Source organism: Burkholderia sp. 3C (assembly GCF_054589155.1).
Genome location: NZ_BAAILN010000030.1, coordinates 111402 through 129725 on the forward strand (window position 1 = coordinate 111402; position 18324 = coordinate 129725).

Sequence of the window (18324 nt, forward strand, 5' to 3'; positions counted from 1 at the left end):
TAGCGGCAATAGTGGCAGCAGCAGCGGCAATAGCGGCGGCATTAGCGACAGCAACAACGTCGACAACAGCGATCGCGACAGTGCGATCGCACACGGCACGACGACCGGCAGGCGCGCCCTGCCGCCCGAGCTGCATCGCTGGTTCGCCGAATGGCTCGAACAGGGCTGCCCCGACGAGGCCGCGCACGAGACGGCCGACGGCGCGGTGCGCCGCTCGGCGCGCGTGACCGGCACGCCGGCACAGGGCGAATGGGTGATCGTGCTGGAGGCGTCCGACGACGGCGCGCAGGTCGCCGCGCTGATCGAGCGCTTCGGCCTGACCGTGCGCGAGGCGGAAGTGCTGCTGTGGGTGTCGCGCGGGAAGACCAACCGCGACATCGGCGACATCCTCGACATGGCCGCGCGCACCGTCAACAAGCACCTGGAGCACCTGTTCCGCAAGCTCCACGTCGAAACGCGCTCGGCCGCCGCCGCGCTGGCCGTCAAGGCCGCCGGGCGCGGTTAGCGGTTAGCGGTTAGCGGTTAGCGGTTAGCGGTTAGCGGTTAGCGCATAGCACTCAGCCGGGCGCGCCCCTGCAGTTCGCCGCCGCCGCGTCGCCGGCCGGCGCGGCGTAGATGCGCACCGCCTTCACCGCCAGCACCGACGGGTTAGGCGTGTCCTTGATCGGAAAGCCCGAACCGAGCGCCAGATCGATCAGCGGAAACAGCGGCAGCCGGTGCTCGGGCGGCGTGGGCTGCCGCCACATGGGCCGACGGTCCAGATAGAACGTGATGTCCTCGGGCGTGACGCGCACGCCGTAATCGTGGAAGCCCGCCTCCAGCGCGCCGGGCGGCACCGGAATCGACCGCGAGCGGTGGCGCGATTTCGCCTTGTCCGCGCCGTCGTACCAGACATGCACGGCCGACTGATACGCGGTGTCGGCGTGGCCGTAGTATTCGACCGCGTCGATCTCGATGCCCGGCGAGCGGTCGCTGGCCGCCTTCAGCGTACTGAGCCAGAACGCAGGCCAAGTGCCCGGCCCGGTCGGCATCCGCAGGCTCGCCTCGAAATAGCCGTAGCGCACGCCGCTGCCCTTGCCGCCGGCGTCGGCCGCCGCGATCAGGCCCGACGTCCACTTGCCGTCGGCCGCGCGGCGCGCCGTGATCGCCAATCCATTGCTCGATACCGAGAACGGGCCGTTCGGGCCGGGGTCGGCGAACGCCGCGTCGCCGAAATCGCCGTTCCATGGCGTATGCGCGGTCCAGCGCGCGTCGCCGAGCGTGCGCGAGGCGATGCGGAAATCGGCGAACGTCTCGTCGAACACCAGGTTGTAGCCGCACAAATCGAGCCGGTCGGCGTCGAGCGGCGTCCTGGCGGTCACATGCGAGGTTGCAAGCGCGAGGCACAGCGCCAGCCCGGCCGCGCGCCTCATGCGCCGCGCCCCAGCAACTGCTCGCTGAGGCGCACATGCGCGCGCACGTAATGCTGCGCGCCAAGGTCGCCCTGCTCGCCCATGCGCCGCTGCGCGCGCGCAGCGCGCGCGATCGACGCGGCCGGGGCACGCGCCACCTCGACGATCGCCGCGCGCAGCGCCGGCGCGTCGCCTGCCGGCACGTAGCGCACCTCGTCGCGCGTGAAATACGCCGACAACCCGCCCACGTCGCTCGCGATCACCGGTAGCCCCGACAGTACGGCCTCCTGAACGACCGTGATGCCGCTCGCGTGCAGGTTCGGCCGCAGCGGCACGCACACCAGCGTCGCGTCGGCGAACGCGGCCTCCAGCTCCGCGTTGCTGCGCGCGAGCCGGATCTCGACGTTGGCCGCGCCGCGCGCGAGCCCGGCCGGCACGCTGCCCGACAGGATCGTCAGCGCGATGCCCTCGACGTTGCGCACCGCCTCGATCAGCGTGGCCCAGTCGCGATGCCGGTCGTTGCCGAGCGCCAGCACGCGGATCGTGTCGCGCGGCGCGCAACGCGGCGCCTGCCGCCGCTCGGACGGAATGCCGAAGCGCACCAGCTCCGTGCGCGCGGCCGGGAACAGCCGCCGCGCGATCGCGAGGTTGTCGGGCGAATGGAACGTCAGCACGTCGACGCGCCCGATCAAGCGCCGGAACAGCAGCTTGTGCGGCCACCACAGCGCGCGCCAGCGGTCGATCAGCCAGACCGACTGGCCGATCACCCGCACCCGCTTGCCGATCAGCAGGCCCACCGCCGCCACCGCCAGATACTGCGATTCGGTGTGGGTCCAGACCACGTCGGCCGCGCGGATCGCATCGCGATTGCGCCAGGCGTGAACCAGGTCGAAACCGGTCGCGGCGCGCACCGCCAGCCGCAGCCACTTCGCCACGGCCGGCTCGGGCGCCGAGCGCGAGAACGCCACGCGGCACTGCATCGCGTCGGCGCGGCCATAGCCGTATGGCGTCGCGTCGTTCAGGCCCACCAGCCGGCCGGCCTCGCGGCTGCGGCGCCATTGTTCGGCATCCTTGTCGATCGCCAGATGTGCGAACACCTGCAACGGGCGCGGGCGTCCGGCGCGAGCGGCATCGGCCGAAGCCGCGGGCGCGGGCGCGGGCATGAGCGCCGCATCATCGAACGTGTCGAGTGCATCGAGATCGATCAGTTCACGGTAAGTGGACATGGCATGCGGCTCCGAAAAAAGATGAGGCGAATGCGACGCTCACTTCGCGCCGATATGCAGCACGCGCAGCGGATGGATCTTGCCGCGCACCACGTCCCAGAAGCCGATCACGTTGCCGTGCAAGCGCCCCGGATAGTCGATGAACGGAAAGCGCAGCAGGCTCTTGACCACGTTCGCGCTGACGTTGCGCACGATGAAGCGCATCGCCACGCGGCGGCTCATGGTGCCCTTGTGATAGAGGTACAGCGGGTTGGCGATCTGCGAGTAGCCCATCCGCACGCCCGAGGTACGGCCGCGCTTGCTGCCCAGATGCACGCCCACGCAGCGTGGGTCGTACACCACCTTGCCGAGATGGCGGATCACGCCGGTGAAATCGCGATCCTCCTGCCACGCGTAGAGCGGCAGGTTTTCATCGAAACGGAACGAGCGCTGCGCGCGGCCGGTGATCGCCATGTTGCAGCCGTACACCGATTGCATCTCGCGCTGCGCATCGCCCGACGCCCAATGCGGCTGCGGCGGCAGCGCGCCGCTCAGGTGCGCGAGCGCCTGCTGCTCGCTCAGGCCCGCGCCCATGATGCCGTCGGCCAGCACGCGGCCGGTCAGCGCGACGATCGCGCGATCTTCCTCGAACACCTGCTCGCAGCGCACCGCCCAGTCGGCGGCCGGGCGGTAATCGTCGTCGAAGAACACCACGAACCAGTCGTTGTCGCCTGTCGTGGCGGCGTCGATCTCGCCCAGCAGGCGCGCGACGCCGTGGTTGCGCTGGCGCGTCAGGCCGGCGGTGGGCGCCAGGTCGATCACGAGCCGCGTGCGGGCGGCCAGCGCGTGGGCCTGCAGGCCCGCCACGTCCGACGGCTCCGCGCCCACCACGTAGACCGCGTCGAGCGGCACCGTCTGCGCATCGAGCAGCGTCAGCAGCGTGCGGCATTCGTCGGCCCGCCCCTTGGTCGCCACGATCACGTATTTCTTCATGTTTGCTCCCCCCTCGAATCGTTCGTATCCATCCGCCTGATTTTTTGCCTGCTCGTCCGCATGCCGCCTCATGCCGCCGGCCCGCCGCCCGCCTGGAACCGCCGCCGCAGCAACGGGTTCGCGATGAAGCGCAGCATGTGATCGGACAGCCGCCGCCCCGGCACGAAGCAGCACAGGCTGATCGCGACCAGCGCCGCCTTCTTGCGCCAGTTCCAGTACGGGTTCGTCACGATCGAGCGGAAATAGCGCGGCGAGCCGAGCGCGAGCCAGCGCATGCGCGACGCGAACGGCCGCCCGTAAAGCTCCGCGACGAACACCGATTTGGTGTACGAAAAATCCTTCAGGTCGGCCGGCAGCGCCACGCCGAGCCGGTTCGCGGCCAGCGTCGACAGCAGCCGCCAGCGCTCGCGAAACTCCTGCGGCGTGTCCTTCCACTTCGCGGCGTTGGCGAACGAGATGTCGCGCGACTTGTCGGTGCGCAGGTTCGGCGCATGCGCGCGATAGCCGCCCAGCGCGTGATCGATCGCCCCCACCTGGCCCGTCAGCGCGATGCCGTAGATCGCGTAGAAATCCGCGCCGTACTTGCTGTCCATCGGCTCGCGAATCGGATAGATGCGCTTCAGGTTCGCGACGCGATAGGCATTGCCCGAGGCGGGCGGCGACGGATACAGCCAGCCCTTGCGCAGCGACGGCCCGCAATCGCGCGGCGGCCGCGAATTCGGAATCTGGCTGCCGGTCGCCACGCCGCCGCTCGAAAAGATGTCGAGCCGGTATTGCACCTTCGCCACGCGCGGGTCGGCAAAGCCGGCCGCCACTTCGGCCACGGCTTCGGGGTACAGAAAATCGTCGGCGTCGAGAAAGATCACGATCTCGGTGTCGAGCAGCTCGACCGCCGCGTTGTAAGCCGATACCTGCCCGCCGTTCTCCTTCAGGCGCAGGTCCACGGCCGCGCCGTAGGCGCGCAGGATCGCCACCGAATCGTCGGTCGAGCCGTCGTCGATCACCAGCACGCGCGCGGGCGGCACGCTTTGCGCGAGCGCCGAATCGACGGCTTGCCCGATGAACCGGCCATAGTTGTAGTTGCAGATCACCACCGTTACCGAAGGCAGGCTCACCGGTTTCTCCCAAGTTGCGATCAAAGTCGCATCAACGTTGCAATCAAAGTTGCGATGCCGATCGGACGCGGCATGGCGCGCCTCACGTGCCCGCCGGCGAGCCGGCGCAGCGCCGCGCGCCGACGATTTCCGCCACCAGCCCGGCGCGCCACACGCCCACCAGCAGCACGCCGAGCATGGTCAGTTCGCCGAGCAGCCGCGCCACCGCCATGCCCATCGCGCCCCAGTGCGTGGCGAGCGGCACCGCGCAGGCCAGGTTGACGATCGCGCTGATCACGCCGCTGCGCGCGAGCAGGCCTTCGCGCTTGCGCGGAATCAGGAAGTACATGCCGAGCACCTGGGTGCAGACGCTCACCGGCAGCACGAACGCCAGCAGTTGCAGCACCGGCACCGCGTGCGCGAAGCCCGCGCCGAAGATGAACGGCACGACCCGGCCGGCCGCGAACACCGTCACGAGCGTGGCCAGCGTCGCGCCGCCGAAGAAGAACGCGAAGATGCGCCGCGCCAGCAGGTTGGCGCGCTGCGCGTCGCGGCCCACCAGGAACGTGACCTTCGGCACCAGGATCTGCGCGGCCGGCCCCATCAGGCTCAGGCCCGCGCCGATCAGCCGCTCGGCCACGCCGAACGCGCCCACCTCGGCGGCCGGCGCGAGCAGCGACAGCACGTAGGTCGAGGCGCCGATCAGCAGCACCGAGGTGCCGCCGTAAATGAAGATCACCGTGGATTGACGAATCAGCCCGAGCGCGTCGCGCAGGCTCGACAGCAGCCCCGAGAATTCGCGGCGCACGGCCCAGTACGCCAGGCCCAGTTGCACGACGCTCGACACGAGCAGCAGCGGGAACACGAACTTCAGATCGCCGGGCCGGTGGATGAAGCAGAAGATCATCGACAGCGACAGCACGAAGCCCACCACCTCGATCGCCACGCTCTTCTTGGCGCGCCCGGTGCTGGCGAAATACCAGCCGAGGTTGAACGCCGCGACCAGCCCCATCGCCACCACCGGCACGCCGATGCCCGGCACGCGCGCGAAGATCGCCGATTGAGTGGCCGCGATCGCGCCGACGATCGCGCCGGGCACGCACAGCACCAGCCGCGCGCTGAACTGGCGGCGCAGGATCGCCGCGCGTTCGGCGTCGGTCTGGGTATGCACGGTGTCGCGCGCGCCGACCGTCGAGAAGCCGTAGTTGACGAACAGCCAGATCGAATTCGACAGCGACATGCCGGCCAGGATCACCGCGTAGCCGCCCGCGCCAAGCGTGCGCCCGTAGTACGGCAGCAGGAACAGCGGATACAGGTAGCGCGAGACGTACGACAGATAGACCGCGAACAGTTCGAAGCTCGACAGCGTCGGCTTGATGCGATTCATGGGCGGCCTCCGGTGCGCGAGGCGGCGTGGCGCATCGCGCCCGGGCGCGGCGCCTTTCGCCACGCCGCGCGCCAGCCCGCCAACCCGGCTGCGCGCCGCCGTTCGCGCGCGCCGGCCGGCGCACGGCGGTTGACGGCCGCGAACGCCACCGCCGCGAACAGGTAGAAGCACGGGCCAAGATCGAACACGGCGGCCGAGATCGTCGCGCCGATCAGGTTCGCGAACATCGCCTGGCGCGCCGCGAAGCTGACGGCGGCGTCGCCGCGCGTGGTCGGCGCGCTGGGCGTGCGCGCCAGGGTGCGCAGCATGAACACGCCGTAGATCAGGAAGCCGAACGCCCCGAGATTGCCGAGCAGCACCAGCGGAAAGCTCGACGCGCGCGCACTGCCGAGGCCCACGCCGAGGCCGTGGGTATCGATCAGGTTGACCAGCGACTGCATGTTCCAGGCACCGCGCTCGACGCCTGAATCGGTGTTCATCTTGTCGAACAGCGCGCCCGACAGCAGGTCGGACACGGTCTGGATCAGCGGCGAATCGATCGCCGCCAGCACGCCGCCGAGCAGCACCAGGCCAGCCGCGGCCAGCACGATCAGCAGGCGCTTGCGGCCACGGCTCGCCGGGTCGATCGTGTGGCCGCGACTCGCGATGAACACGATCAGGTAGCCGGCCAGGCCCGCGTAGGCCGTGGTCGAGGTCGACAGCATCAGCAGCGCCAACGTTGCGAACGCGAGCGCGCCGCTCAGCACGCGCCGATAACCGAACAGCCAGAGGCTCGATGAAAACGCGAACAGCGGCAGCGAGAACGCCGAGAACGCCGAGGTTTCGGTGAACGTGCCGCTGATGCGGCGCAGGCCTTCGACCTCGGCGCCGTCGAGGATCGCGTACTGCGCCGTCTTGATTTCGGACAGCACGTCGAGGCCGAGCAGGCCCGAGGCCAGATCGACCAGCGCGGCCACCACGTTCAACGCGGTCAGCGCGAGGATCGCATCGGCGAACACGCGGCTCGCGTCGCGCCGGCGCAGATACACCGACGCCGCCACGTACAGCACGAACTCGCCAACCAGATAGACCGATTGCGACAGGTTGCCCGACACCGGCGCGAGCGGCGTCAGCGCGAGCCGGCCGCCCGACGCATCGGCGCGATCGATCGCGAACACGAAGCTGTCGCCCTGCAGCACGCGCGGCAGCAGCACGGCGCTCGCGCAGCCGAACACGGTCAGCACGCCGAGCCAGAACGCGGGCGATGCGGGCGTCAGTTCGCGCAGGAAGGCCGGTACGTCCTCGCGCAGCAGCGCGCGGCCCGCGAAGAACAGCAGGAACAGGTTGGCCGGCAGGATGCCGGTGCCGCCGATCGACAGCGCCTCGGTCGCGCCGAACAGCGTGCAGCAGGCCATCAAGGCCACGCCCCAGCGGAACGGCAGCGCGAAGCTCGCCACGCCCAGCACCGCGACGATCAGGCCGAATACGCTGATCTCCATGGCTAGGCCGCCATCCGCACGAGCATGCGTCGCGCCGTGTTCATGCGATGCATGGCCGGATCTCCGCGAGCAGTTGCACGGCGCTCGCGCGCCAGGTCAGTTCGGCCGCGCGCGCCAGGCCGCGTGCGCGCATCGCGTCGCGTTCCGCCGGGTCGTTCGACACGCGCAGCAGGGCCGCGGCCAGCGCGGCCGGATCGTCGGGCGACACGTAGATCGCGGCGTCGCCGCACGCTTCGCGCACGGCCGGCAGGTCGGCCACCACGATCGGGCAGCCGAGCGTCATCGCCTCGACGGGCGGCAGGCCGAAGCCTTCGTAGCGGGACGGATGGACGAAGCACAGCGCGTGACGAAACAGCGTCTTCAGCTCGGCGTCGGACACGAAGCCCACGTGCCTGACGTAATCGGGCAGCGGCTCCGCGCTGCTGCCGTAGACGGCCGGATCGGTGCCGCCCGCCACCACCACGTCGAAGCGGGCCTCGCCGATGTGGCGCAGCGCGTCGATCACGAGCCGGAAATTCTTGTGGCGGTTCAGGCTGCTGACCGCCAGCACGAACGGCCGCGCGCCGATGCCGTGGCGCGACAGGATGGTTTCGTCCTCCTCATGACGCAGCATGTGTTCGCCGCTCTCGGAGATCACGCCGATCTTGCCGCCCGGGATGCGGTAGGCGTCGATCAGCTCGCCGCGCGAGAAGCGCGACACCGTCACGATGCGTCGCGCCGCGCGCCCCACGCACGGCGCCATCACGCGATACCACGAGCGGAACGCGCGGCTGTAGCTGTCGGGCACGCGCACCGGGGCGGCGTCGTGGATCACGGTGATCTGGTTGCGCATGAACAGCGGCGCGGAGTTGCACAAGTTGAGCAGCAGGCTGCCGCGCGCGGCGCCGGGCAACGCCCATTGCTCCCACGCCTGGCCGCGCCGGCCCTGCACCGTGCGCATCGGAATCCGCCCGAACGGATTGGCGATCGCGTAAGGGCCATCGGGCACCAGCAGCTCGAGATCGAGCCCGGCCACCGACGGATCGCGCTCGGCGATCAGCGTGTCGATGCTGCGCATGATCTCGAACGCGAAGCGATCGACACCCGTGGCGGGACGGAACAGGAATCGCCCGTTCACCGCAATCTTTCGCACCCCGTTCGATGGTCGCATCGTGTTGGTCTGGTCCGTTCTTGATGTTCTGATTGTTCCGATCGCGCTGCGCGGCCAGCCCATGCCGCATGCCGCACGCCCTCGGCTGCTTCGATTCACGGATTGCGTCGGCCGTCACGAGCCGGGCCGGTCGGCACCGGCTCCGCGATCGACACCGCTGCGCGGGCATTCCCCGACCCGCCGACACGGCCTGCCTATATAGCAGGTATCGTGCCAATCGCATCGCGCGGCGTCGCGTGTGTTGCGACGCGCCAAAACCGCCTGATTTCAAGGGGTTTCGCGCTCAAGGCCGCGTGCGCGATGCACATCTCGCGCCGATGTTCCCGATCGTTACGTAACCGTTGCAGGCTCGCGTTACGTAACGAACCGCCGCGCGCCGAGCACCTGCGCCCGGCACCGCGCCGCACGTCAAACGATTGCGCTTATTGCGCCGCAATAGCCGTGGCCGATCGCCGGTGCGCTCGGCCGCGCCATCGTTCGATGGATTTCGCTCGATGCGAGTGAGCGGCACGCATGTTGCTTGGATTCATGACATCACGACCTGCCGCCCACGATGCCGAACCCCGCCGCCCCGCTGTTATCCCGCCTCAAGCGCCACGCCGCCACCGGGCTCGCGACGATGCAGGCGGCGCTGCTGCAAGCACGCCGCCGCCGCGCCGTCGCGCATCCGGCCGGCACCATCAAGATCGTGGCGCAGTTCGGGCTGACCAACGGCATCGTCAACGGCGCGCGCTATCAGGCGCAGACGCTGCGCCGGCTCGGCTACGCGGTCGAACTCGTGGACGTGACGGCGGCCGTCAAGCGGCCATGGCGCAAGCTCGCCGCCACGCCGGGCGGCCTGTTCATCGTGCATTGCGGCGGCCCCGAGCTGCCGCTGCTCGCATGGCCGCTGCGCGACGTGCTGGCGAGCGGCCGCACCATCGGTTATTTCGCGTGGGAATCGGCGCTGCCGCCGCAAGGCTGGCAACGCGCCGCGCCGCTCGTCGACGAGGTCTGGACGCCCAGCCCGTTCGCCGCCGAAGCGCTGGCGCCGGTGTTCGCGGTGCCGGTGGTGGTCGCGCCGCATGTGGTGGACCCGCGCGGCACGCCGCGCCGCTGGCGGCGCAACGAAGGCCCGCTCACGTTCCTGACGATGGCCGATGCGCGATCGAGCCTCGCGCGCAAGAATCCGCTCGGCGCGATCGCCGCGTTTCGCGCGGCGTTTCCGCACGAGCGCGACGTGCGGCTGATCGTCAAGCTCAAGCTGCATGGCGCGCCCGGCGAACTCGAACGGCTGCGCGAGGCCGTCGGCGACGACGCGCGCATCGAACTGCTGACCGGCGTGCTGTCGCGCGAGGATGTGGAGGCCCTGTTCAGCGCGGCGCATGTGTTCGTCTCGCTGCATCGCGCGGAAGGCTTCGGCCTGCCGCTGCTGGAGGCGATGGGCCTGGGGCTCGCCGCCGTCGCGACCGGCTGGTCCGGCAACCTGGTGTTCATGAATGCGGGCAACAGCCTGCTGGTCGATCACACCGTGCGCGTCGGGCAGGACGAAGGCGGCGTCTACGGCACGGTGGCCTGGGCCGATCCCGACCTCGCGCACGCCGCCGCGCAGTTGCACCGGCTCCACGACGATCCCGATTTCCTGCATTGCCTGATCGAAACCGGCTGGCGCGATTGCCGCACCGACGCGCAATTGCAGCGCTTCCGCGCGGGCGTCGCCGCGAGCCGGCTGCTGCCGGTTTGCGCGATGCGCGAGGCCGACGGCGGCGCGGCCGCAGCGGCGTAACGTTCGCGTCGAAGCACCTTCAAAGCGCCCGCGCCACATCAAGCCATCTGCTTCGCCCTCGCCCCAGCCGTCTGCGCCACCACTTCCGCGAACTCGCGCCGGAACCGCTCGGCCCCGAAGCGCTGCGCATTCGCGCGGCACGCCACCGGATCGAACGGCCCCATCGTCTCGAAGCGCTCCACGGCCGCCACGATGGCATCGACGCTCTGCTCGCGGAAGAACACCCCGGTGCGCCGCAGCGGATCGTCGGCCTCGACCACCGTTTCGAGCGCGCCGCCGCGCCCGTAGGCGATCACCGGCGTGCCGCAGGCCTGCGCCTCGACCGGCGCGATGCCGAAATCCTCCTCGGCCGCGAACACGAACGCGCGGGCGCGCTGCATGTAGCTGACCAGCACGTCGTTGGGCTGATAGCCGAGCAGCGTCACGTTCGGCGCGTCGATCGCCTGCACCTTGGCGAGATCGGGGCCGTCGCCGATCACCACCAGCCGCCGGCCCGGCATCTTCGCGAACGCCTCGACGATCAGCGGCAGGCGCTTGTACGGCACCATCCGCGAGGCCGTGAAATAGAACGATTCCTTATCCGTGCGCAGGCTGAAGCGGTCGATGTCGACCGGCGGATACACCACCGTGGCCGCGTAGCCGTACGCCTTGCGGATGCGCCGCGCGATGAAGCCCGAGTTGGCGACGAACGCATCCACGCCGTGCGCCGTGCGCTGATCCCAGATCCGCATGTAATGCAGCAGCGCACGCGCGAGCCAGCTCTTCGGGCCGGACGCCAGGCCCGATTCGGCCAGATAGCGATGCTGCAGATCCCACGCATAGCGGATCGGCGAATGCACGTAGCTGACGTGCAGTTGATCCGGCCCGGTCAGGATGCCCTTGGCGACGGCGTGGCTCGACGAGATCACCAGGTCGTAGCCCGACACGTCGAGCTGCTCGATCGCGAGCGGCATCAGCGGCAGGTACGCGCGATAGCGCTTGCGCGCCCACGGCAGGCGCTGGATGAACGAGGTGCGCGCGCGCTTGCCGTGCAGCGTGCGGCGATCCTCGTCGGACAGGAAATCGACCACCGCGAACAGGTCGGCGTTGGGCCAGATCGACAGGATCTGCTCCAGCACCTTCTCGGAACCGGCGTAGGTGGTCAGCCATTCGTGCACCACGGCCACCCGGCCGAAGCTCGGCGGCGGCAGCGGCGGCGCCGCCGGTTCGGGCGGCAACAGCGCGTCGTTCGGGATCGTCCAGTTCATCGCATCAGGCCTTGTCGTCGTAGGCGTAATTGGCGCGGGCGTAGCGGTACTGCCCGTATCCGTAGGCATAGTTGCCGGGGCGCGGCCGCAGGCCGTTGAAGATCAGCCCGCGCGGCGCGATGCCGACCTGCCGCAGCCGGCGCAGCGATTCCTGGATCTCGCCGCGTTTGGTCACGCCCTGGCGCACCACCATGAACGTCACGCCGGCATGGCCGGCCAGTTGCACCGCGTCGGGCACCGGCAGGATCGGGGCGCCGTCGCAGATCACGATGTCGTAGGCCGCGCTCATCGCCGCGAAGATCGCGCGCAGGTCGGCGTCGAACAGCTCGTCGCTGGCGTTCTCCGAATGGCTGCCGGGCGAGATGTAGTCCACGCCCTTGAGCGTCTCGCGGCGAATCACCGCGTCGAGGCCGTGCGTGCCGCGCAGCAGTTCGACGAAGCCCGCGCCGCGCTCGGCCTGGACGATGCGGTTCATGCCGCTGCGGCGCAGGTCGGTATCGACCAGCAGCACGCGCTTGCCCGCGCCGCCGAGCACCGCCGCCAGGTTCAGCGCGATGAACGACTTGCCGATGCCCGGCGTCGGCCCGGTGATGAACACCACCCGGTTGCGCAGGTCGGTCATCGCGAAATCGAGCGCGGTGCGGAAGCTGCGCAGGCTTTCGAGCGCCGGGTCGAGCGCCGCGCGGTTGGCCAGGATCAGGTCGCGCGACGGCTTGTCGGCGGCGCGGCGCAGGCGCGTCAGCGACACCTCCTCGCGGCTGTGCGGGATCGTCGCGTACACCGGCATCGCGGCGAAGCGCTCGACCTCGCCCGGGTCCTCGATCGAATCGAACATGCGGCGCCGCGCGAACGCGATGCCCATGCCGATCATCAGGCCGAGCACCAGCGCGCCGCCGATCACCAGCGCGCGCTTCGGGCGCACCGGCAGCTCGGGCACCGCGGCGGTATCGACCATCCGCACGTTGCCGACCTTGCCGGCCTTCACCAGCCGCAACTGCTCCTGCGTGTTGAGCAGGTTGGTGTACAGCTCGGTGCCCACCTGCACGTCGCGTTGCAGGCGCAGCACTTCCTGCTCGATCGGCGGCAGCGCGCGCGTCTTGCTGTCGATGCCGCCCAGCTCCGCCTGCGCGGTGGCGATCTGCGCATCCACCGCCTTGACGGCCGGGTGATCGGGCATGAAGCGCGCGAGCAGCTCGTCGCGCTTTTGCTGCAGGCCCGTCATGCGCGTCTGCGCATCCACCGAGCGTTGCAGCAGCGCGGTGGATTCCTCGTCGAGATTGAGCGTGCCCTGCTTCGCGCGGTAATCGTTGAAGCGGCTCTCGGCGTGTTCGAGCTGGGTCTTCAGTTCCGGCAACTGCGCGCTGAGGAACTGGATCGAGCGCTCGGCCTCCTCCGACTTGCGCTGCACGTTCTGGCGCACGTACTCGGTGCCGATCGCGTTGAGGACGGCCGAGGTGCGGACCGGATCGGGGCCATCGAGCGTCACGCCGATCACATCGGACTGCTTGCCTTTTTCGGCGATCTTCAGCGCGTCGCGCAGCCGCTCGGTGGTGGCCAGTTGCGAATGGCAGCGCAGCACGAATTGCGCGCCGGGCGCGCCGTCGATCGAGGCGACCGTCAGCGTGACCGGGCCTTGCCGCGTGGCCAGCGTGAGCGGCGCGCCGATCTCGCCTTCGGCCGAGGCATCGCCGAGCGCAAGCCGGTAGCGCTCGCCGGCCAGCCGGGTCAGCGTGAACGCCTTGCCGTGCAGCGCGTCGGGCACCGCGAACGCCGCCACCGAGATCTGCTCGGCGCCGGTCACATAGCCGAACGGCAGCGGCCGCGACACGCCGTCGGCGTGCTCGCCGAGCCAGCGGCCGATCACCGGCAGGTAGCGCGGCTCGGCGTCGATATACAGGTGGAGCTTGTCGACCACGCGGCCCGACACGAGCCGCGAGCGCAGCACCTCGATCTCCGAGGAGGCCTGCGTCTTCACGTCGAACATCGACGAGATGTCGCCGAGCATGCTCTTGGTCGAGTTGGTGTTCTCCTCGACCTGGATCAGGATGTCGGAGCGATACACCGGCTCGGCCAGCAGCGCGTAGGCGGTGCCGATCGCGAGCATCCCGGCCGTGATCGCGACGATCAGGCGGCGGTTGTCGTACAGCGCGTCGAGGTAGCTGCCGAAGCTGGACGGCGGCGCGGCGTCGTCGGGCTCCCGGTACGGGAGCGGCGCGTCAAAGTGGTTCATGCAAGGCTCCCTGCGAAACGAACGCGGCGAACGGAGAAGGCGCGGCCGAGGCGATGGATGTGGCCGGCGCGGCCTTGGTTGTCGAAGCGGGCAGCGCGGATGCGGCCGGCGAAACGGAAGCAATGGAGACAGTCGACGTGCCCGCAGCGAACCTGCCGATCGAACCGGGCGGCGCAGACGCAGCCGGCGAAACAGAGACAGCGCAAGCAACAGCGACGGCGGACGCCGCCCCCGACGGCTGCACCCGCGTCATCCGCCGCGACCAGCGCTCGACGCCGTCCTGCAGTCGCTCCAGCGCGGCCAGATACGCGGCCGGCCCGCGCCGGTACGGATCGGCCACGTCCTCGTCGAGCAGGCGATACACGCGTCCGGTCGCCGTGGGGTAGCGCTGCACGATCGCGCGCCGTTGCCGCTCGCTCATCGTCAGCACCAGCGAGGCGGCTTCGAGCATCCATTGCGCGAGCGACTGCGAACGGTGCTCGCCGATTTCCAGGCCGAGCGCACGCAGGCAATCGACGGCCAGCGGATCGGGCGGCAGGCCCGGCATCGCCTCGACGCCGGCCGACCACACCCGCACGCCGGGCAGCGCGCGCGCGAACAGCGCGGCGGCCATCGGGCTGCGGCAGACATTGGCGGTACACATCACGAGCAAGGTATCCATCAGTACGCGATGCTCCGTCCGGTGGCGAGGGTCTGCGCGCTCGGCAGGAACATGCCGACCACGCGGCTCCAGCGCACCAGCGACGACGCATCGACGAACACCACGTCGTCGGGCCGCAGCGGAAACTCGTTGGCGAGCGCCATCGACACCGGCGAGGTCGCATCGAGATGGAAGATGGTCGGGCTCGTGCCGGTGCGGCTGCGGATCACGTACACCTGGCTCGCGTCGGCCGAATACTGGCTCACGCCGCCCGCGTAGCCGAGCGCCTCGCCGAGCGAGAGCCGCCCGTTGTTGAAGTTCAGCGTGGTGGTGTGGCCCACCTCGCCGAGCACGAACACCTTGGTGTCGCTGAGCGGATACACGCGCACCAGGTCGCCGTCGCGCAGCAGGATGCGATCGGGGTTGATGCCCTGCGCCACCAGCTTCGGCAGGCTCACGATGGCGGTGGCGTCGCCACGCGTGATCGAGATGCGCGCGCGATCGCCCGCCGCCGTCAGGCCGCCCCCGCGGTTGATCGCCTCGGGCAGCGTCATCGGCAGGTCGTTCATGACCTGCAGGCCCGGCAGGCGCACTTCGCCGTCGAGATAGATGCGCCGGCTCCGGTACGCCTGAATCCGCAGCGTGACCTGCGGATCGCGGATGAACTTGCCGAGCCGCGCACTGACGCGCTCGCGCGCCTCCAGCTCGGTCAGCCCGCCCACCTCCACCGGCCCGATGTAGGCGAACTGCACGCGGCCCGTCGCGTCCACCGTGTAGCCCGACACGATCGCGTTCGAGCCGGTGTTGTCGACGCCGGTGCTCGGGCCTTGCGAGAGCGGCATGTTCAGTTCGGGGTGATCCCACACGACGATCGCAAGCACGTCGCCGGGGCCGAGCGTGTAGGGCTTCGGCTTGGCGAACAGCGCGCTGACGTCGGCCGGGATCGACGGATCGACGCTTGCCTGCACCGTCGCGATCAGGTTGCCGTCGATTTCGACCAGCGAGCCCGAAGGCGGCGCGTCGGTGCCGTTGGCGCCCTTGGCGGCGTTGCTCGCGTCGAGCGTGCCGCCGCCGGCCGGCGCCGCCGCTGCCAACGCGCGATGGCACGAGGCCGGTTGCGCGCCGCCGTTGCCGGCCGGCCCGCAGCCGCCGCGAAACGTCATGCCCGGTGCGAACGCGCAGCCGGTGATCAGCGCGCTCGCCGCGCCGAGCGCGACCCACGCCGCCGCACGACGCGCACCCTGCCGCGTGATGTGCATCGTGATACGCATCGTGGTGAATCGGGGCTCGCGCCGAAGCGCTTTCGCCATTCGTGACAGCAGTGCTATCGTTCGCTTTCCCGTTGCCGTGTCTAACATGGTGTCTGGCCTGGTTGTCGGCGCGCTCGGGCCGATCGCCCGATCGTCCGGTTGCACCGTTTGTTCATCGTCGAACCGGCCCGCTGCGATGGCGTACCGGCGTCCCCGCGAAACCCCTACCCTCGTTGCTGCCCACCGAATGAAGCCAAGCCTCCTGGCCGTGCCGGCCGCCGCCCTCGTGTTCGCCGCCGCCGGCTTGCCGGCGAGCTTCGCCGCTCACGCGCAAACCGCAGGCGGCGCGTCGCAATCGCAGTCGCAGCCGCCGCGTTACCCGCCGCCGAACCAGACCGGCGCGATGCTGCCGAAGCCGGCCGCCACGCGCGCTGCCTCGGGCGCCGCCGCACCGCTCGGCGCCTCGCTGCCGCGCGCCTATCGCGCGCCCGGCCACGCCGGTCTCGCGCCAGGCGCGGCCGACACGCGCAGCAGCCGCGCCAAGCTCACGCGCTATCGCGCCAAGCCCGCTGCTGCCGCCAGCGACGACGCCGCCAACCCGTATCGCTACGACGGCTGGAGCGCGTCGTCCGCTTACGGCGGCAGCGCGCCCGCACGCTGATCGCCTATCTACCGCTTGCCTCGATGCGTGGCCGCCCGGCGGGCGGCGCGCAATATCGGCTCGATACGCGGCTCGACATGCGGCTCGATATGCGGCTGGATACGTGACTCAGTAAGCGGCCCAACAACGCGGCTCGATAACGACTCAACACGCCGCGCCGATACGCCGCTCAATACGCCGCGTGACAAGCCGCCCGATACGTTCAGTTCAATACGCCCCTTCGCGCCGCATCACCACGCCCACCGTGCGCAGCAGGATTCCGCAGTCGAGCATCGGCGACCACTGCTTCACGTACGACACGTCGAGCGACACGCGCTTCGCGTAATCCACGTCGCTGCGCCCGCTGACCTGCCACAGGCCCGTGATGCCAGGCTTGGCCATCAGGTAGTAGCGAACCTCGTGGCCATAGCGCTCCAGTTCCTTCTCGACCACCGGGCGCGGGCCGACCAGGCTCATCTCGCCGCGCAGCACGTTCCACAACTGCGGCAGCTCGTCGAGGCTGGTGCGGCGCAGGAACTGCCCGACCCGCGTGATCCGCACGTCGTGCTTGAGCTTGAAATCGCGGTCCCATTCGGCGCGCGCCACCGGATCGCGCGCGAGCAGTTCGCGCAGCACGGCATCGCTGTCGGTCACCATCGTGCGAAATTTCAGGCAATGGAAACGGCGGCCATCGCGGCCCACGCGCAGGTGGCCGTAGAACGCCGGGCCGCCGTCGCGACGCACCAGCAGCACGAGGATCAGGAATACCGGCGCCAGCGCCACCAGCATCGGGATCACCAGCGCCGTATCGAAGCCGCGCTTGAACGTGCGGCGTGCGAGATGCGTGGCGAGCCGCGAATCGGCCTGCGCGGCCAGCTCGTGCGCGCGGCCGACGAAACGCCACAGCGTGCGCAGCACGGTCAGCGCGAAGGTGCGCGCGATCAGCATCCCGAGGCCGCTCGTGATGGTCCAGTAGAGGAACCAGAGGCGCGAGACCAGATGCAGGCGATGCAGCACGAACAGCAGCAGGAAGCCGCAGGCCTGCACGAACAGCCAGGCGATGACGGTACGGCTGATCAGGTTGAGCACCGAGCGCACGCTCGTCAGGCTGTCGGTGTCGCACGCCGGGAACACCGACAGGGCGAGCGCGACGGCGAACGCCACCAGCAGGCCGTCGAAACCGGAGCTGGCCGCCGCCGACGGCGGCATCAGCTCGAAATGCAGTGCGCATAGCGCGCCCACGATGATCAACGTGCCGTCGACCAGGCGCCAGATCAGGCCTCTCATCACTCACCCCGTTCAAAAAATGATTCGTTTTCGGTTGTTCAGGATTTCTTGTCTTTTCGGCATCTCGCGTGGCCGGCGGCGCTGTCTCGCGCGCCGCTCGGCCAAGCCGCGGCCGCGCTTGACGGTCCGCCACAATCTTTCGCAGTCCTGCTTGATCGGCCTGCTGGATCGATCTGCCCGCATGGTCTCGCCGCCAAACCTTGCATGCGACGACCATGGTGCGATGCAGCGATTGGCTGGCGATGTATCAAGCATGAAACATGCCACTGGAAAGAACATTGACGATAAACGTCATCGAAATTGCCAAACCGTTTCTGATCAATACCTTAACGAGTTGAGATGGGAACTTGGATGAAGCCGACTGGTCGTTTCGAATCTGAAACGTGTCGTAACGTTACGAATACACCGCGAATCGTTACGTAACGATTGAAGTGATATGAAGAAAGATCGGTGCAACATAAAAGACATTGTCGAAATTCGCGCAAACGATTGCGCAAAATGACAACTTGAAGCGGCCAGCGCCGCCCGGGCGCTGGCCGCGATCCATCGCGGCCGTCAGCCGAGCCC

General features: G+C 69.5%; 15 protein-coding genes. 3 read left to right on the top strand and 12 right to left on the bottom strand.

Annotated elements, in window-relative coordinates; translation table 11 throughout:
• Positions 1-505: helix-turn-helix transcriptional regulator (locus ACYP33_RS04590; RefSeq protein ID WP_459620006.1), on the top strand; the 505-nt coding region annotated here is incomplete at its 5' end.
• 52 nt (positions 506-557) lie between these two features.
• On the opposite strand, the gene ACYP33_RS04595 is transcribed toward ACYP33_RS04590, so the two are convergent.
• From ACYP33_RS04595 to ACYP33_RS04625, 7 genes are all read right to left on the bottom strand, one after another.
• Complete coding sequence (locus ACYP33_RS04595) at positions 558-1412, bottom strand: glycoside hydrolase family 16 protein (RefSeq protein ID WP_459620007.1); 855 nt, start codon at positions 1410-1412, stop codon at positions 558-560.
• Positions 1409-2617 carry a glycosyltransferase gene (locus ACYP33_RS04600; RefSeq protein WP_459620009.1) on the bottom strand — a complete coding sequence of 403 codons (1209 nt, stop codon included), beginning with the start codon at positions 2615-2617 and terminating at the stop codon, positions 1409-1411. Before ACYP33_RS04600 ends, ACYP33_RS04595 begins: the two co-directional genes overlap by 4 nt.
• Positions 2618-2656: 39 nt before the next feature.
• Complete coding sequence (locus tag ACYP33_RS04605; RefSeq protein WP_459620011.1) at positions 2657-3589, bottom strand: glycosyltransferase family 2 protein; 933 nt, start codon at positions 3587-3589, stop codon at positions 2657-2659.
• Positions 3590-3657: 68 nt separating this feature from the next.
• Complete coding sequence (locus ACYP33_RS04610; protein ID WP_459620177.1) at positions 3658-4698, bottom strand: glycosyltransferase family 2 protein; 1041 nt, start codon at positions 4696-4698, stop codon at positions 3658-3660.
• Between the two features lie 88 nt (positions 4699-4786).
• Positions 4787-6070, bottom strand: a complete 1284-nt coding sequence (locus ACYP33_RS04615) for an oligosaccharide flippase family protein (protein WP_414451544.1) — start codon at positions 6068-6070, stop codon at positions 4787-4789.
• Positions 6067-7548 (bottom strand): hypothetical protein, encoded by a 1482-nt coding sequence (locus ACYP33_RS04620; RefSeq protein ID WP_459620013.1) that lies wholly within the window; start codon positions 7546-7548, stop codon positions 6067-6069. The genes ACYP33_RS04615 and ACYP33_RS04620 overlap by 4 nt, the downstream gene beginning before the upstream one ends.
• A 40-nt stretch (positions 7549-7588) precedes the next feature.
• Positions 7589-8665: a glycosyltransferase family 4 protein gene (locus tag ACYP33_RS04625; protein ID WP_459620015.1), complete on the bottom strand. Its 1077-nt coding sequence runs from the start codon at positions 8663-8665 to the stop codon at positions 7589-7591.
• 586 nt (positions 8666-9251) lie between these two features.
• Here ACYP33_RS04625 and ACYP33_RS04630 point away from each other — a divergent pair.
• Complete coding sequence (locus ACYP33_RS04630) at positions 9252-10463, top strand: glycosyltransferase (RefSeq protein WP_459620017.1); 1212 nt, start codon at positions 9252-9254, stop codon at positions 10461-10463.
• Between the two features lie 38 nt (positions 10464-10501).
• On the opposite strand, the gene ACYP33_RS04635 is transcribed toward ACYP33_RS04630, so the two are convergent.
• Genes ACYP33_RS04635 through ACYP33_RS04650 form a run of 4 tightly spaced genes read right to left on the bottom strand, consistent with a single transcriptional unit; the run spans position 10502 to position 15851 of the window.
• Positions 10502-11710, bottom strand: coding sequence for a glycosyltransferase family 4 protein (locus tag ACYP33_RS04635; protein ID WP_459620019.1), 1209 nt, complete (start codon positions 11708-11710; stop codon positions 10502-10504).
• A 4-nt stretch (positions 11711-11714) separates the two neighbouring features.
• Positions 11715-13940, bottom strand: a complete 2226-nt coding sequence (locus ACYP33_RS04640) for a GNVR domain-containing protein (RefSeq protein ID WP_459620020.1) — start codon at positions 13938-13940, stop codon at positions 11715-11717.
• Positions 13927-14601, bottom strand: a complete 675-nt coding sequence (locus ACYP33_RS04645; RefSeq protein WP_459620021.1) for an arsenate reductase/protein-tyrosine-phosphatase family protein — start codon at positions 14599-14601, stop codon at positions 13927-13929. Before ACYP33_RS04645 ends, ACYP33_RS04640 begins: the two co-directional genes overlap by 14 nt.
• A complete protein-coding gene (locus ACYP33_RS04650; RefSeq protein ID WP_459620023.1) occupies positions 14601-15851 on the bottom strand; it encodes a polysaccharide biosynthesis/export family protein in 1251 nt (416 codons plus the stop codon). Before ACYP33_RS04650 ends, ACYP33_RS04645 begins: the two co-directional genes overlap by 1 nt.
• A 226-nt stretch (positions 15852-16077) precedes the next feature.
• On the opposite strand from ACYP33_RS04650, the gene ACYP33_RS04655 reads away from it, so the two are divergent.
• Entirely contained in the window at positions 16078-16491 is a 414-nt protein-coding gene (locus ACYP33_RS04655) for a hypothetical protein (protein ID WP_459620025.1), read from the top strand.
• Between the two features lie 207 nt (positions 16492-16698).
• Here the strand turns inward: ACYP33_RS04655 and ACYP33_RS04660 are convergent, their stop codons facing one another.
• Positions 16699-17757, bottom strand: coding sequence for a sugar transferase (locus ACYP33_RS04660; RefSeq protein ID WP_414451535.1), 1059 nt, complete (start codon positions 17755-17757; stop codon positions 16699-16701).
• Between the last annotated feature and the right edge of the window lie 567 nt (positions 17758-18324).

Excerpts from the sequence above, each read along its gene's own strand:
- ACYP33_RS04600 (WP_459620009.1), bottom strand. The coding sequence starts at position 2,617 with ATGTCCACTTACCGTGAACTGATCGATCTCGATGCACTCGACACGTTC.
- ACYP33_RS04640 (WP_459620020.1), bottom strand. The coding sequence starts at position 13,940 with ATGAACCACTTTGACGCGCCGCTCCCGTACCGGGAGCCCGACGACGCC.
- ACYP33_RS04620 (WP_459620013.1), bottom strand. The coding sequence starts at position 7,548 with ATGGAGATCAGCGTATTCGGCCTGATCGTCGCGGTGCTGGGCGTGGCG.
- ACYP33_RS04645 (WP_459620021.1), bottom strand. The coding sequence starts at position 14,601 with ATGGATACCTTGCTCGTGATGTGTACCGCCAATGTCTGCCGCAGCCCG.
- ACYP33_RS04630 (WP_459620017.1), top strand. The coding sequence starts at position 9,252 with ATGCCGAACCCCGCCGCCCCGCTGTTATCCCGCCTCAAGCGCCACGCC.
- ACYP33_RS04650 (WP_459620023.1), bottom strand. The coding sequence starts at position 15,851 with ATGCGTATCACGATGCACATCACGCGGCAGGGTGCGCGTCGTGCGGCG.
- ACYP33_RS04615 (WP_414451544.1), bottom strand. The coding sequence starts at position 6,070 with ATGAATCGCATCAAGCCGACGCTGTCGAGCTTCGAACTGTTCGCGGTC.
- ACYP33_RS04655 (WP_459620025.1), top strand. The coding sequence starts at position 16,078 with ATGAAGCCAAGCCTCCTGGCCGTGCCGGCCGCCGCCCTCGTGTTCGCC.
- ACYP33_RS04595 (WP_459620007.1), bottom strand. The coding sequence starts at position 1,412 with ATGAGGCGCGCGGCCGGGCTGGCGCTGTGCCTCGCGCTTGCAACCTCG.
- ACYP33_RS04660 (WP_414451535.1), bottom strand. The coding sequence starts at position 17,757 with ATGAGAGGCCTGATCTGGCGCCTGGTCGACGGCACGTTGATCATCGTG.
- ACYP33_RS04635 (WP_459620019.1), bottom strand. The coding sequence starts at position 11,710 with ATGAACTGGACGATCCCGAACGACGCGCTGTTGCCGCCCGAACCGGCG.
- ACYP33_RS04605 (WP_459620011.1), bottom strand. The coding sequence starts at position 3,589 with ATGAAGAAATACGTGATCGTGGCGACCAAGGGGCGGGCCGACGAATGC.